The sequence below is a fragment of the Amycolatopsis sp. NPDC033938 genome (assembly GCF_055575975.1).
The window spans coordinates 64,456-77,315 of the sequence record NZ_JBVIRO010000003.1 but is presented as its reverse complement, the minus strand read 5'-3'; the positions used below and the strand labels follow the sequence as shown (position 1 = coordinate 77,315).

At 68.2% G+C, this 12,860-nt stretch carries 10 protein-coding genes; 7 read left to right on the top strand and 3 right to left on the bottom strand.

Annotation, left to right across the window (positions count from 1 at the left end):
* The first annotated feature begins 45 nt into the window (after positions 1-45).
* From ACZ5ZX_RS10365 to ACZ5ZX_RS10350, 4 genes are all read left to right on the top strand, one after another.
* Positions 46-2,151: an alpha-galactosidase gene (locus tag ACZ5ZX_RS10365; RefSeq protein WP_465501709.1), complete on the top strand. Its 2,106-nt coding sequence runs from the start codon at positions 46-48 to the stop codon at positions 2,149-2,151.
* A gap of 137 nt (positions 2,152-2,288) precedes the next feature.
* Entirely contained in the window at positions 2,289-3,560 is a 1,272-nt protein-coding gene (locus tag ACZ5ZX_RS10360; RefSeq protein ID WP_465501708.1) for an extracellular solute-binding protein, read from the top strand.
* A gap of 6 nt (positions 3,561-3,566) precedes the next feature.
* Positions 3,567-4,454 (top strand): carbohydrate ABC transporter permease, encoded by an 888-nt coding sequence (locus tag ACZ5ZX_RS10355; protein ID WP_465501707.1) that lies wholly within the window; start codon positions 3,567-3,569, stop codon positions 4,452-4,454.
* A complete protein-coding gene (locus ACZ5ZX_RS10350) occupies positions 4,451-5,290 on the top strand; it encodes a carbohydrate ABC transporter permease (protein WP_465501706.1) in 840 nt (279 codons plus the stop codon). Before ACZ5ZX_RS10355 ends, ACZ5ZX_RS10350 begins: the two co-directional genes overlap by 4 nt.
* Positions 5,291-5,390: 100 nt before the next feature.
* On the opposite strand, the gene ACZ5ZX_RS10345 is transcribed toward ACZ5ZX_RS10350, so the two are convergent.
* A complete protein-coding gene (locus ACZ5ZX_RS10345) occupies positions 5,391-7,028 on the bottom strand; it encodes an ABC-F family ATP-binding cassette domain-containing protein (RefSeq protein WP_465501705.1) in 1,638 nt (545 codons plus the stop codon).
* A 146-nt stretch (positions 7,029-7,174) separates the two neighbouring features.
* Here ACZ5ZX_RS10345 and ACZ5ZX_RS10340 point away from each other — a divergent pair, with 146 nt between their 5' ends.
* Both ACZ5ZX_RS10340 and ACZ5ZX_RS10335 read left to right on the top strand, forming a co-directional pair.
* A complete protein-coding gene (locus ACZ5ZX_RS10340; protein ID WP_465501704.1) occupies positions 7,175-8,065 on the top strand; it encodes a PaaX family transcriptional regulator in 891 nt (296 codons plus the stop codon).
* Positions 8,066-8,101: 36 nt separating this feature from the next.
* Positions 8,102-8,881, top strand: coding sequence for an enoyl-CoA hydratase/isomerase family protein (locus ACZ5ZX_RS10335; RefSeq protein ID WP_465501703.1), 780 nt, complete (start codon positions 8,102-8,104; stop codon positions 8,879-8,881).
* An 18-nt stretch (positions 8,882-8,899) separates the two neighbouring features.
* On the opposite strand, the gene ACZ5ZX_RS10330 is transcribed toward ACZ5ZX_RS10335, so the two are convergent.
* Together ACZ5ZX_RS10330 and ACZ5ZX_RS10325 are read right to left on the bottom strand one after the other, a co-directional pair.
* Complete coding sequence (locus ACZ5ZX_RS10330; RefSeq protein ID WP_465501702.1) at positions 8,900-9,808, bottom strand: CU044_5270 family protein; 909 nt, start codon at positions 9,806-9,808, stop codon at positions 8,900-8,902.
* A complete protein-coding gene (locus tag ACZ5ZX_RS10325; RefSeq protein ID WP_465501701.1) occupies positions 9,801-10,403 on the bottom strand; it encodes an RNA polymerase sigma factor in 603 nt (200 codons plus the stop codon). The genes ACZ5ZX_RS10330 and ACZ5ZX_RS10325 overlap by 8 nt, the downstream gene beginning before the upstream one ends.
* A gap of 221 nt (positions 10,404-10,624) precedes the next feature.
* Between ACZ5ZX_RS10325 and ACZ5ZX_RS10320 the strand changes: the two genes are divergently transcribed.
* Complete coding sequence (locus ACZ5ZX_RS10320; RefSeq protein WP_465502158.1) at positions 10,625-12,841, top strand: glycosyl hydrolase family 18 protein; 2,217 nt, start codon at positions 10,625-10,627, stop codon at positions 12,839-12,841.
* The last annotated feature ends 19 nt before the right edge of the window (positions 12,842-12,860 follow it).

Below are 12,860 nucleotides of genomic sequence, written 5' to 3'. Positions count from 1 at the left end.
GACTGCCTCTTGGCCCGCGGCGCCATTCCACGCCAGGATGGCGCCGTGACCGAGATCGTTTTCGACGAGACCACCCGCTCCTGGCTCATCCGCACGGCGGCCACGAGCTACGCGCTGAGACTGGCCGAAGACGACACGCCCAGTCACGTCCACTGGGGCCCGTCGCTCACCGCGGACCAGCTCGCCGAAGTCCTTCCCGAGACCAGGACACGCTGGGACTCCTTCACCGATCCCAACGAGGGGCTCGACGAACTCGCCGCCGACGGCGGCACCCGGCACTGGCCCCCCGCGCTCCAGGTCCGGTTCGCCGACGGGACCCGCGCCCTCGAATGGCGGTACCTCTCGCACGACATCGACGACGGGCTGCTGAAGGTCCATTTCCGTGACCGCCACTATCCCCTGCGGATCACCCTCGGTTACCGCGTTCCGCCGGGCACCGACGTCATCGAGCGCTGGACCGAACTCACCCACGACGGCGCGGACGACCCGATCGAGGTCATCCGCGCCGACTCGGCGAGCTGGGTCGTCCCCGTCCGGCCGGACTACCGGATCAGCCACGTCACCGGTCGCTGGGCCGCCGAAAGCCAGCTGCTCCGGGAGCCGGTCCCCCACGGCGAGACCACCTTCGGCAGCAGGCGCGGCATCACCAGCCACCACGCCAATCCGTGGGTGATGATCGACGACGGTGAAGCGACCGAGCGGTACGGCGAGGTCTACAGCGCCGCCCTCGCGTGGAGCGGTTCGTGGCGCATCACCACCACCCGCTCGTCCGCCGGCCGCCTCACCGTGACCGGCGGCTTCGGCCAGGACGGCGTCGTGCATCGCCTCGCGCCCGGGGACACGCTCACCACGCCCGTCTTCGCCGGGTTGTACAGCGAAGGCGGGTTCGGCGCCGCGAGCCGCGCATGGCACGCGTACGCCCTCGGCCATGTCCTTCCGTACCCGGACGAAATCCGGCCGGTGCTCTACAACTCTTGGGAAGCCACGGGATTCGACGTCACCGAAGCCGGACAGCGCGCGCTGGCGGAGAAGGCGGCCGCGCTCGGTGTCGAACTGTTCGTGATGGACGACGGCTGGTTCGGCGCCCGCAGCGGCGACCACGCCGGGCTCGGCGACTGGTCCGTCAACCGCGACAAGTTCCCCGACGGCCTCGCGCCGTTGATCGGCGAAGTACGACGTCTCGGCATGAAGTTCGGGATCTGGGTCGAACCGGAGATGGTCAACCCGGACAGCGATCTCTACCGCGAGCGGCCCGACTGGGTCCTGCACCATCCACATCGGACACGCTCGGAACTGCGGAATCAGCTGGTGCTCAATTTCGCCCGCCCGGACGTCGCGGAGTGGGCGTTCGGCTGGCTCGACGCGCTCGTCGGCGAGCACGGGGTCGACTTCCTGAAATGGGACATGAACCGCCCGTTCACCGAGGCGGGCTGGCCGGCCGACCGTGACCCGGACCGGCTGTGGGTGGAGCACACGCGCGCGGTCTACGCGATCATGGACCGCCTGCGCGCCGGCCATCCCGGACTGCGGATCGAGGCGTGCAGCGGCGGCGGCGGGCGGATCGACTTCGGCGTCATGGCCAGGACGGACCAGGTCTGGACCTCCGACAACACCGACGCGCTCGACAGGCTCGTCATCCAGCACGGCTACGGGCAGGTGTATCCGCCCCGCGCGATGTCGGCGTGGGTCACCGACGATCCCAACTTCGTCACCCAGCGCTCCACCCCGCTGCGCTTCCGGTTCCACGTCGCGATGGCGGGTGTGCTGGGCATCGGCGGCGACATCGTCAAGTGGTCCGAGGAGGACCTCGGCTACGCGCGCGAACAGATCGCGCTGTACAAGGAGATCCGGCCGGTCGTGCAGCACGGCAGGCTCCACCGGCTCGTGCCGCCGTCCACCGACGGCGTCTCGGCGCTGCAGTACGTGGCGGCCGATGGTGGGCGCGCGGTCGTGTTCGTGTTCCGGCAAGCGGCACATTTCCCCACTTCCGAACGACCGGTCCGGCTCGACGGTCTCGACCCCGCCGCCCGGTACCGAGACGAGGACACCGGGAAGGTGTGGCACGGCGCCGCACTGCTGGCACACGGCCTGTTCCCCGGTCTTCCGGGCGGCGATTTCGCGAGTGTGGTGATCCGGCTGACCAAGCTCTGAACCCCGAGATAGGTCAGATGTATCGCCCTTTTTGGGCCGTTTTCCCGCCGTGAAGCCGCTTGACATCCCCCTAGACATCCGATCGAATGCCGTCGTCCGGGAGACGCCACGCATCGTCGCGAGAAGGGTGGCCGGGGATGAGAAGATCCTTCGCTTGGGGAGCGGCGCTGCTCCTCGCCACGAGTCTCGCCGGCTGCACCGTGGGCGGCGGGTCGAGCGCGTCCGGCAAGGAGATCTCCTTCCTGACCTTCGAGACACCGAACCTTCCACCGTCCTATTGGGACGCCGCCATCAAACGCGTGACCGACCGCGATCCCGGTCTCAGCGTGAAGAAACTGGTCGCCCCGTCGACCGACCGGACCGGATACGCCAAGCAGCTGCTGCAGTCCGGCCAGTTCCCCGACGTCGCGATCGCCGTCGACTCGGCCGGGTTCGCCGAATCGGGCAACCTCTACGCGTGGACACCCGAGGAACTCAAGGACTTCCAGTTCCCCGGCGCCAACCCGATCAAGGGCGGGCACCACCAATTGCCGGCCAACACCCAGACCATCCCGCCGATCTACTACAACAAGAAGCTCTTCGCCGACGCCGGGATCGCCTCGGCCCCGGCGACCTGGGCGGATCTCCTCGCCGCGGCCGGGAAACTGAAGGCGAAGGGCATCACGCCGTTCACCATCGGCGGCGGCAAGGAAGGCTTCCCGTCCGCGATGCTGCTGGACGGCCTGGTAAGCGTCGACGTCTACGGAAAGACCCCGGACTGGCTTTCCCAGCGGCGGGCCGACAAGGTCAAGTTCACCGATCCGGCCTTCCAGCGGGCGTTCGGCAAGTTCGCCGATCTGGTCGCCAAGGGCTACCTCGACAAGACACAGGTCTCGCGGGACTACTCGGCGACCGAAGCGGCCTTCCTCAACGGCGAGGGTGCGATGTACCCGATGGGCAACTGGTTCGCCGCCAGCGCCGACGCCAAGAAGCCACCGTTCGAGATCGGCGTCTTCAACTTCCCTTCCGAGGACGGGAAACTCGTCGTGCCCGCCTACACCGGCGGCGGCATCGTCGTGAACGCCAAGTCGCCCAAGCTCGACGCCGCCAGGAAGTTCGCGCTCGCGTTCCAGCTCGACAAGGAGCAGATCGACGCCTCGGTCAAGGCCGACGGCCTGTTCCCCGCGATCAAGAGCTACACGCCGCCGCCCGGCGTCGGCCCGGTCTTCAAGGCGGGCTACGACCTCTACCGGGAAGCCGTCGAGAAGAACGCGATCGTGAACGCCTTCAGCTGGGAGACCGCGGACGACGGGCTCCTGCCGGGTATGAAGGACAAGGTCTACCAGGCCGCACAGGACGTCATCACCGGCCGCAAAACGGTGGCCGACGCGTGCGCGTTCCTGGACGCCGAGTGGGCGAAGGCGCGCTGACGCGCGATGGGGAGAAAACCGGTCCTGCCGCGAGTGTGGCATTTCGCCTCGTTCGGCGCTCCCGGCGTCGTCATCTATCTCTGCTTCGTGATGGCGCCGATCCTCATCAGCTTCGGCTACAGCTTGACGAACCACAACCCGTTCAATCCGCCTTCGCGGTTCGTGGGTCTCGAGAACTACAAGCTGCTCTTCCAGGACGAGCAGTTCCTGGCCGCGCTCAAGGTCACGACGATCCTGACCGTGATCGTGGTGGTAGTGCCGAATCTGCTCGGCCTCGGCGTCGCCCTGCTCCTCGACCGGAAAGGCTGGCTGTACAACGTTTTGCGAAGCGTGTTCTTCACGCCCGTGATCCTCAGCTCGGTCGTGGTCAGCATCATCTGGACGAAATTGCTGGACGACCGGGGGCCGGTCAACGACGTCCTCCGCGCGATCGGTGTCGAGCATCCGCCGGGCTGGCTCTCGGACCCGGATCTGGCGCTGTACTCGGTCGCGTCGATCGTCTGCTGGCAGATGCTGGGCTTCTGCGTGGTCGTGTACCTCGCGGGCCTGCAGGGTGTCCCGGCCGAACTGCTGGAGGCCGCCGAGATCGACGGCGCCGGACCCGTCCGGCGGTTCCGCGCGGTGACCTGGCCACTGCTCGCGCCGTCACTGACGATCAACACCGTCGTCCTGCTGATCTCGGCGTTCAAGACCTACGACTACGTCAAGGTCGTCACCAACGGCGGACCGGGTTCGGGGACCACCGCCACGATCGCGTTCGACGTCCTCGCCACCGGGCTCGACGCGAACCACGTCGGCTACGCCTCCGCGATGGCCGTGGTGATGCTGGTGATCGTGGCGGCGCTGACCACGATCGTGCTGCGCTTCCTGCGACGGCGGGAGGTCGACCTGTGACCACAGTGGACGGTGCGCGGCGTTCGTGGCTCCGGCCCGCCGCGGCGATCCTGGCGAGCGCGATCTTCTTCGTGCCGCTGTACTACGTGCTCGTCAACGTCTTCAAACCCGGCGACCTGATCGCCCGGGAGCCGGCGTCGGTCCCGCTGCCACCGACGCTCGCCAACATCCACGCCGTCCTCACCCGGCCCGACGGCCTGTTCTGGGTGAGCCTGGTGAACAGCCTGCTCGTCACGGTGCTGTCGATCATCGTGCTGACGGTGCTTTCGGCCATGCTCGGCCATTACCTGGCGCGCTCCGGCAAGCGATGGACCAGGGTGCTCGCGCTGATCCTGTTGGCGGGCTTGATGATCCCGCCGCAGGTGATCCTGATCCCGGTCACCGAGGTGCTGCGGCTGACCGGGATGATGGCGACGCTGCAGGGCCTGGTGCTGTTCAACGTCGGGTACTACGTGCCGTTCGGGGTGTTCGTGTTCACCGGCTTCATCCGCGGGGTGCCGGTGGAACTGGAGGAGGCCGCCCTGCTCGACGGGGCGAGCCGGACGCAGGTGTTCTGGCGGATCGTGTTCCCGCTGCTGCGCCCGGCGACGGCGAGTGTGCTGATCTTCCTCGGCGTGTGGATCTGGAACGACTTCATCGACCCGCTGATCATCCTCGGCCCCAGTCAGGGGACCACGGTCACGACCGGGATCTACCGCTCGATCGGCCAGTACCAGGCGGACCTCGGGAGCGTGTTCGCCCTGATGTTCCTGGCGACCCTGCCGGTGCTGATCTTCTACCTGGCGCTGCAGAAGCAGTTCGTGAAGGGACTCACCGGCGGCGCAACCAAGGGCTGACCCGCTTGTCAACCCCCGGGTGTTATGAAAGTCCCGTTCATTGCAAATTTTGTAATGAACGGGACTTTCATAACACCCCAGGTGAGCGTGAAAGGGACGTTCACACCTCGGTGACCTTCCCGTCGGCCACTTCCAGCCGCCGCGTGGTCTCCACCGCGTCCAGCATCCGCCGGTCGTGTGTCACCAGGAGCAGCGTCCCCGGATATTCCGACAGCGCCGACTCCAGTTGCTCGATCGCGGGCAGGTCCAGGTGGTTCGTCGGCTCGTCGAGCACCAGCAGGTTCACCCCGCGCGCCTGCAGCAACGCCAGCGCCGACCGGGTCCGCTCCCCCGGCGACAGCGTGGCCGCCGACCTCAGGACGTGCGCGGCCTTCAGCCCGTACTTCGCCAGCAGCGTCCGTACATCGGCGTCGGCGAGTTCCGGAACCTCGCGGGCGAAAGCTTCGAAGAGCGGAAGGTCGCCGAGGAAGAGCTTCCGTGCCTGGTCGACCTCGCCGACGACGACGCCGGAGCCGAGCGACGCGGCGCCCTCGTCCAGCGGGACGCGGCCGAGCAGGGCGGCCAGCAGGGTCGACTTCCCGGCACCGTTGGCCCCGGTGATCGCGACCTTGTCCGCCCAGTCGATCTGCAGATCCACCGGGCCCAGGGTGAACTCGCCCCGCCGCACCACCGCGCCGCGCAGGGTCGCCACCACCGCGCCCGCCCTGGGCGCCGCGGCGATCTCCATCCGCAGTTCCCATTCCTTACGCGGTTCTTCGACGACGTCGAGCCGTTCGATCATGCGGTCGGTCTGGCGGGCCTTCGACGCCTGCTTCTCCGTCGCCTCGCTGCGGAACTTGCGGCCCACCTTGTCGTTGTCGGTGGCCTTGCGCCGGGCGTTCTTGACACCCTTCTCCATCCACGAACGCTGCATCGCGCCACGGGCTTCGAGTGACGCCTTGGTGTTCGCGAACTCCTCGTACTCCTCGCGGGCGTGCCTCCGCGCGACGGCGCGTTCCTCCAAATAGGACTCGTAGCCGCCGCCATAGGTCCGTACCTGTTGCTGCGCGAAGTCGAGTTCGACGACGCGATCCACGGTGCGGGCGAGGAATTCGCGGTCGTGGCTGACCAGCACCGTCCCGGCGCGCAATCCGGTCACGAACCGTTCGAGCCGTTCCAGCCCGTCGAGGTCGAGGTCGTTGGTCGGCTCGTCGAGCAGGAAGATGTCGTACCGGCTCAGCAGCAGCGAGGCCATCCCCGCCCGTGCCGCCTGCCCGCCGGACAGCGACAGCATCGGCAGGTCGAGATTGACCGTGAGCCCGAGTTCCGCGGCGACCTCGCCCGCCCGGTCGTCGAGATCGGCCCCGCCGAGCGCGAGCCAGCGGTCCAGCGCCTCACCGTAGGCGTCGTCCGCGCCGGGTTCGCCCGCGGTCAGCGCCTCGGTGGCGGCGTCGAGCGCGGCCTGCGCGGCGGTGACCCCGGTGCGGCGCGCGAGGAACGCGCGGACCGACTCTCCTTCGCGGCGTTCCGGCTCCTGCGGCAGGTGACCGACGGTGGCCGTGGGCGGGTTCAGCCGGATGCTGCCCTCTTCAGGCGGAACCAGGCCGCCGAGGGTCTTCAGCAGGGTCGACTTGCCCGCGCCGTTGACGCCGACGAGACCGATCACCTCGCCAGGGGCGACGACGAGGTCGAGACCGGAGAACAGAACACGGTCGCCGTGGCCGGCGGCGAGATCCTTGGCAACGAGTGTGGCGCTCATGAGATCTGTGAGTCTACGGGGACCGATTGAACAGCTCGTGGTCCCTCGGAAGAGTGGCAAGTATCCAACCGATCACGGAACGTGGGTAGCCTTGTTGTTCTTCTGGACCCGAACGAACCCCCGAGCATTGAGGTCGGTGACAGCAAATGGCGGATTCCGCCACCCAGGTCCCCGTCGCCCATCAGCAGAAAGGCGGTACCCGAAGGCCGACGCTGAGCAGGCGGCGGGAGGTCAGTCATGCCAGCGCGCGCTCGCTGCTGATGACGATCCTCGGCGAGTACGTCCTGCCCCGCGACCAGCCGATTTGGACGTCCACGCTGGTCGAAGCGCTCCGCGTGCTCGACATCGAGGAGAAGTCCGCCCGGCAGGCGCTGGCCCGGTCCTCCGCCGAAGGCTGGGTCGTCTCCGAACGCGTCGGGCGAAGAGTGCGCTGGTCGCTCACTCCACCAGGCAGACGCCTCCTGACCGAAGGCGCGGAACGGATCTACGCCTTCGGCAATGACGAAAGAGCGTGGGACGGGCATTGGCTCATGCTGATCGTCTCGGTCCCCGAAGCGAAGCGCGACCTCCGGCACCGGCTGCGCACGCGCCTGACCTGGGCCGGATTCGGCTCGCCGGTCGCGGGTGTCTGGGTCAGCCCGGACCTCACCCGCCAGCGGGAAGCCCAGCAGATCGTGCAGGAACTCGGTCTCGACGCGCAGGCGATGTCGTTCACCGCCGCCTATGGCGACGTCGGCGATCAGGAGACGATGGTCGCGCGGTCCTGGGATCTCAGCGAACTCAAGGACCGCTACGAGGACTTCATCGACCGTTTCACCGGTTTGCATCCTTCGGGTGAACGCGGCGTCCTCCGTGCACAGACCGAACTCGTCCACGAATGGCGCAGTTTCCCGTTCCTCGATCCACGGCTTCCGCTAAAACTTCTTCCCGACGGTTGGAGTGGCGTGCGCGCGGCGGAGTTGTTCCACCGCAAGCACGTGGAATGGCGACCAGAAGCACAGGCGCAATGGGACGAACTCGCGGTCTCCTCCGGCTAGGGTCACCGAAAACGATCTAGCGGAGGGAACACCGCCTTGGCCACCTCGATCCGCCTCGACCGCGAGGACGGCGTCGCCGTCCTGACCATCGCTTCGCCGCCGCTGAACCTCTATACCGCGGAACTCCAGCAGGAACTGGGCGAGGCGATCGGCGACCTGGAGGCCACGCCGCCGCGCGCGGCGCTCATCCGGGCCGAGGGGAAGATCGTCAGCGGCGGGGTCGACGTCTCCCTGTTCGACGCCCAGTCCTCCGCGGCCGAGGCGAAGGTGCTCTTCGACGAGATGCTGGCGATCCCCGACCGGATCGCCGCGCTCCCCTTCCCCACCGTGTTCGCCGCCCACGGCCTGTGCCTGACCTGGGCCTTCGAGGTCGCGGTCGCCTGTGACCTCATCCTGGCGAGCGAGAAGGCCAAGTTCGGTCTCGTCGAACGGGTCGTCGGACTGACCCCGACCATGGGCGGCACCCAGCGGCTCGCCGCCCGCGCCGGCGTCGGCCGCGCCAAGGAGTTCGTGATGACCGGCGCGACCTACGACGCCGCGACCCTCGAACGCTGGAACGTGGTGAACCGCGTGTTCCCGGCGGACGGTTTCGACGAGGCCGTCCGCGCTTTCACGAACGACCTCGCGCAAGGCCCGACCAGGGCGCACGCGGCCACCAAGAAGGTACTCGAGCATTACGAGCACGGCGGCGTCGCCGAGGCGAACGAGCACATCACGACGATCGCCGCCGGACTCTTCGACACCGAGGACCTGCGCGGCGCGGTGAAGTCGTTCCTCGCCGACGGCCCCGGCAAGGCGACCTTCACCGGCCGCTGATCCGCTGCGCGGTGACCGCTAGGGCCGCTGACCGGCCGCGTCCACCACGCCGGACGCGGTCACCGCGGTCGAATTCGTGCCCAGGTACTGGAACGTGTCGGCGGCGAAGACGATCACGACCGGTTTCGCCACCTTGGGGTCGTCCCCCCGCCGCAGCGGCCAGGTGATGCCGACCCCGGGCCTGCCCGCCGCGTCCTGGGCGTGGTCGATGGCGCGCAGCCCCGGCATCTTCGCCGCCGCGCCGAACAGGGCCGCCCGGACGGCGGGCGGAAGGTAGTTCTCGTTCGCCAGCGTGAGAACGTCCTTGCCCATCGCGTTGACGTCGCCGTCGTGACCGCTGTGGTTGGCGTTGAGGTAGGCGAACATCGCGTCGGCGTCGGCGGGGAGATCCGTCCGGTAGGCAGGGGTCGGCTTGCAGGGCTCCGTGACGCCCTTGAGCGGCTCATCGCCCTTGTACACCTGCGCCCGCCCGTTCCGGCAACCCGCAATCGGGAAGGAACCACCGTCCGCCATTTTGATCAACCCGTCGTGGGTGCCATCGGCCGAAAGCCACGATTCCCGCTCACCGTCGGGCTGCGTGGTCTTCGTGTAGACGAACTGGTCCGGCTTCGGCGGCGTCGCCGGAGCCTTCAGCGCGGCCGCGGCGGCGTTGCGGAGCACCAGCACGGGATCCGCGGCGGCGGCGGGCGGTTCGAGACCGACTTCCTCGACCGGGGCCAGCGCGACGACAGCGGTGATGGCCGCGGCCAGCCCTGCCGCCCCCACGCCGGTCCAGACCCAGTGCCGCCGTTTCCGCGGCGGCACCACGTTTTCCGTTTCGGCGGCGGCGATCTCGGCCATCAGGCGCGCCCGCGCCGAGTCGAGGGCGCCGGATTCCGCGAGCGGGACCGATCCGGTCCGCTCGGCGATCAGCTGCAGCTCATCCATGGGTGGTGATCTCCTTCGAAGTCGTGCTGTCCTGCCGCCCCAGTGCCTCGCGGACCTTCCGGCGGGCGCGGTTGAGCCGTGAGCGGACGGTGCCGAGCGGAATGCCCAGTGCCGAGGCCACTTCGTCGTAGCTCAGGCCTTCCCCGGCGAACAACGTGAGCGCGTCCCGGTCCCCGTCGGTCAGTTCCGCCAGCGCCGAGTCCAGCAGCTTCCCCATCGCCTCGGCGGTGACCTGCTCGGCGACGCGTTCGGCATGCCCTTCCTGCGCGGGCGGCGGACCGAGGGCTTCACGCAGCTTCAGTTCTTTGACCTCCTCGCGGCGCCGCTGCGCCACCAGGTTGGTCGCGATCCCGTAGAGCCACGGCCGGGCGTCACGGCGCTCGGTCTCGTAGCCACCGCGTTTACGGAAGGCCACCAGGAACACCTCCCCCAGCGCGTCCTCGGCGGCGGTGGGTCCGATGCGCCGGACCAGGTACCGGTGGATGTGCGCGGCATGCCGGTCGAAGATCGCGGAGAACCAGTCCGGCCTGGTCACCGACCTCGCGATCAGCTCCGCGTCTTCGAGATCGCCGGGATCCACCCCAGATGTGCTCATGAACCGCCCTTCGCCGTTCGACAGTGTCACCTGCTATCCGCGGCGGAGGCCGAACGGGTTCACGCCGGCCGAATCGGTCTAGACCTTTTATGCGAGCCGCGCTACATTCAACTGTGGTCTAGACCACATCGCGCCAGTTCAGATCAGGTTCAGTCTCGCCGCCTCTTTTGGAGAGAACCGCCATGAGACGCACCAGAAAACGACTACTCAGCGCACTCACCGTGACACTCCTCGCCGCCGGGCTCCTCGTGGCCGCCGGCACTCCGGCATGGGCGGCGGGCCGCCTCCGCGCCGCCTTCACCTTGACGGGGACCACCGGTGAGTACACCGTCACCAACCCCAGCAGCGAAACCGTCGCCGACTGGTCCATCACCTTCACCCTCCCCGCCGGGGTGACCGCCACGAGCGGCTCCAACGCCACCGTGTCCCAAGCGGGCAACCAGGTCACCCTCACCCCGGCGTACTACATCAAGTCGCTCGCGCCGGGCCGCTCGACCTACCCCTACAGTCCGTCGTTCCAGCTCAGCTCCGCGGTCAGCCCGACCACGTGCCGGATCGACGACGCCAACTGTGACGGCTCGGGCGACACGCCCCCGTCGACGCCTGCCAACCTGCGCCTCGTGGCGAAGACGACCACGACCGCGGCGCTGGCCTGGAACGCGTCGGCCCCGGGTTCGCTGCCCGTCGCCGGCTACGACGTCTATCAGGGCACCACCCTGGCGGCGTCGGTCACCGGCACCGAAGCGAGGATCACCGGCCTGACGCCGAACACGGCCTACAGCTTCACCGTCGTCGCCAAGGACCGGAAAGACACCAAGTCCCCGCCCACCCCGGCGCTGGCAGTGACCACCAACAACCCGGGCGACGACACCCAGGCACCGACGGCGCCGTCGAACCTCCGCTCGACCGCGGTCACCTCCAGCTCCGTCGCGCTGGCGTGGACCGCGTCCACCGACAACACCGGCGTCGTCTCCTACGACGTCTACCGCGGCACGACACTGGCCACCACGGTGACCGGGACGACCGCGACGGTGAGCGGGCTTTCACCGTCCACTTCGTACTCTTTCACGGTCAAAGCCCGCGACGGGTACGACAACGTCTCCGCGGCGAGCGCCGCCGTCAGCGCTCGCACCGGCGACATCGTGAGCGGGTACGCCCGGGTCGGCTACTTCGTCCAGTGGGGTATCTACGGCCGCCAGTTCTTCGTCAAGAACCTGGTGACCAACGGATCCGCGAGCAAGCTGACGCATCTGCTGTACGCCTTCGGCAACATCGACCCGGTCAACCACACCTGCCTTTCGGGGGTCACGAAGGGGACGACGTCGAATCCGCAGGATCCGAGCCAGGGTGACGGCGCGGGTGACGCGGAAGCCGACTACTCGCGGCCGATGTCCGCGTCCCAGTCCGTCGACGGTGTCGGCGACACCGGCTGGGAACCGTTGCGCGGCAACTTCAACCAGCTGAAGAAACTCAAGGCCAAGAACCCGAATCTGAAGGTGCTCATCTCCTTGGGCGGCTGGACCTATTCGAAGTACTTCTCCGACGTCGCGGCCACGGCCGCGTCCCGGCAGAAGTTCGTCGCGTCGTGCATCGACACGTACCTGAAGGGGAACGTGAAGGCGTACGGCGGTGCCGGCGGACCGGGCACGGCCGCGGGCATCTTCGACGGCATCGACATCGACTGGGAATGGCCGGGCAGTCCCGACGGGCATCCCGGCAACCACTGGAGCGCCAACGACAGGACGAACCTGACCGCGCTGCTGGCCGAGTTCCGCACGCAGATGGACGCCTACGGCGCGACCACCGGCAAACGGTACGAACTGCAGGCGTTCACCCCCGCCGACCCGGCGAAGGTGAAGGGTGGCTGGGAGATCCCGAAGATCTTCGACTACCTCGACGTCGCGAACGTGCAGGGTTACGACTTCCACGGCTCGGGCAGCGACAACTCGTGGGAGCCGAACCGCACCGGCCATCAGGGGAACCTCTACGCCGACGCGGACGACCCGTACAACTTCAAGTTCAGCGTGGAGTCGGCGATCAACGCCTACACCGAGGCCGGGGCCAATCCACGGAAACTGACCCTCGGGCTCGCCTTCTACGGGCGAGGGTGGCAAGGGGTCGCGGACGGCGGCAAGAAGGGTGAATGGCAGAGCGCGACCGGCGCCGCGCCAGGCCAGTTCGCCGAGGAAGCGGGTACCCGTGGCTACGCGAATCTCCTGGCCAGTGTCCCGAACTGCACCGTCCAGCACGACACCGCGGCCGTGGCCACCGCGTGCTACACCGGCAACGGCGGGCAATGGTGGACCTTCGACGACGCCTGGTCCATCCAGCAGAAGGTCGCCTGGCTCAAGACCAGAGGGCTACTCGGAGTCATGGCCTGGGAGATGTCGGGTGACACCGGAACCCTCATGACCACAGTGGACAACTCGCTGAGGTAGCGGTTTCCGGTCAGTCCGT

Bases quoted from the DNA above. Each gene is read 5' to 3' on its own strand.
- ACZ5ZX_RS10325 (WP_465501701.1), bottom strand. From the start codon at position 10,403: ATGAGCACATCTGGGGTGGATCCCGGCGATCTCGAAGACGCGGAGCTG.
- ACZ5ZX_RS10345 (WP_465501705.1), bottom strand. From the start codon at position 7,028: ATGAGCGCCACACTCGTTGCCAAGGATCTCGCCGCCGGCCACGGCGAC.
- ACZ5ZX_RS10340 (WP_465501704.1), top strand. From the start codon at position 7,175: ATGGCGGATTCCGCCACCCAGGTCCCCGTCGCCCATCAGCAGAAAGGC.
- ACZ5ZX_RS10330 (WP_465501702.1), bottom strand. From the start codon at position 9,808: ATGGATGAGCTGCAGCTGATCGCCGAGCGGACCGGATCGGTCCCGCTC.
- ACZ5ZX_RS10360 (WP_465501708.1), top strand. From the start codon at position 2,289: ATGAGAAGATCCTTCGCTTGGGGAGCGGCGCTGCTCCTCGCCACGAGT.
- ACZ5ZX_RS10355 (WP_465501707.1), top strand. From the start codon at position 3,567: ATGGGGAGAAAACCGGTCCTGCCGCGAGTGTGGCATTTCGCCTCGTTC.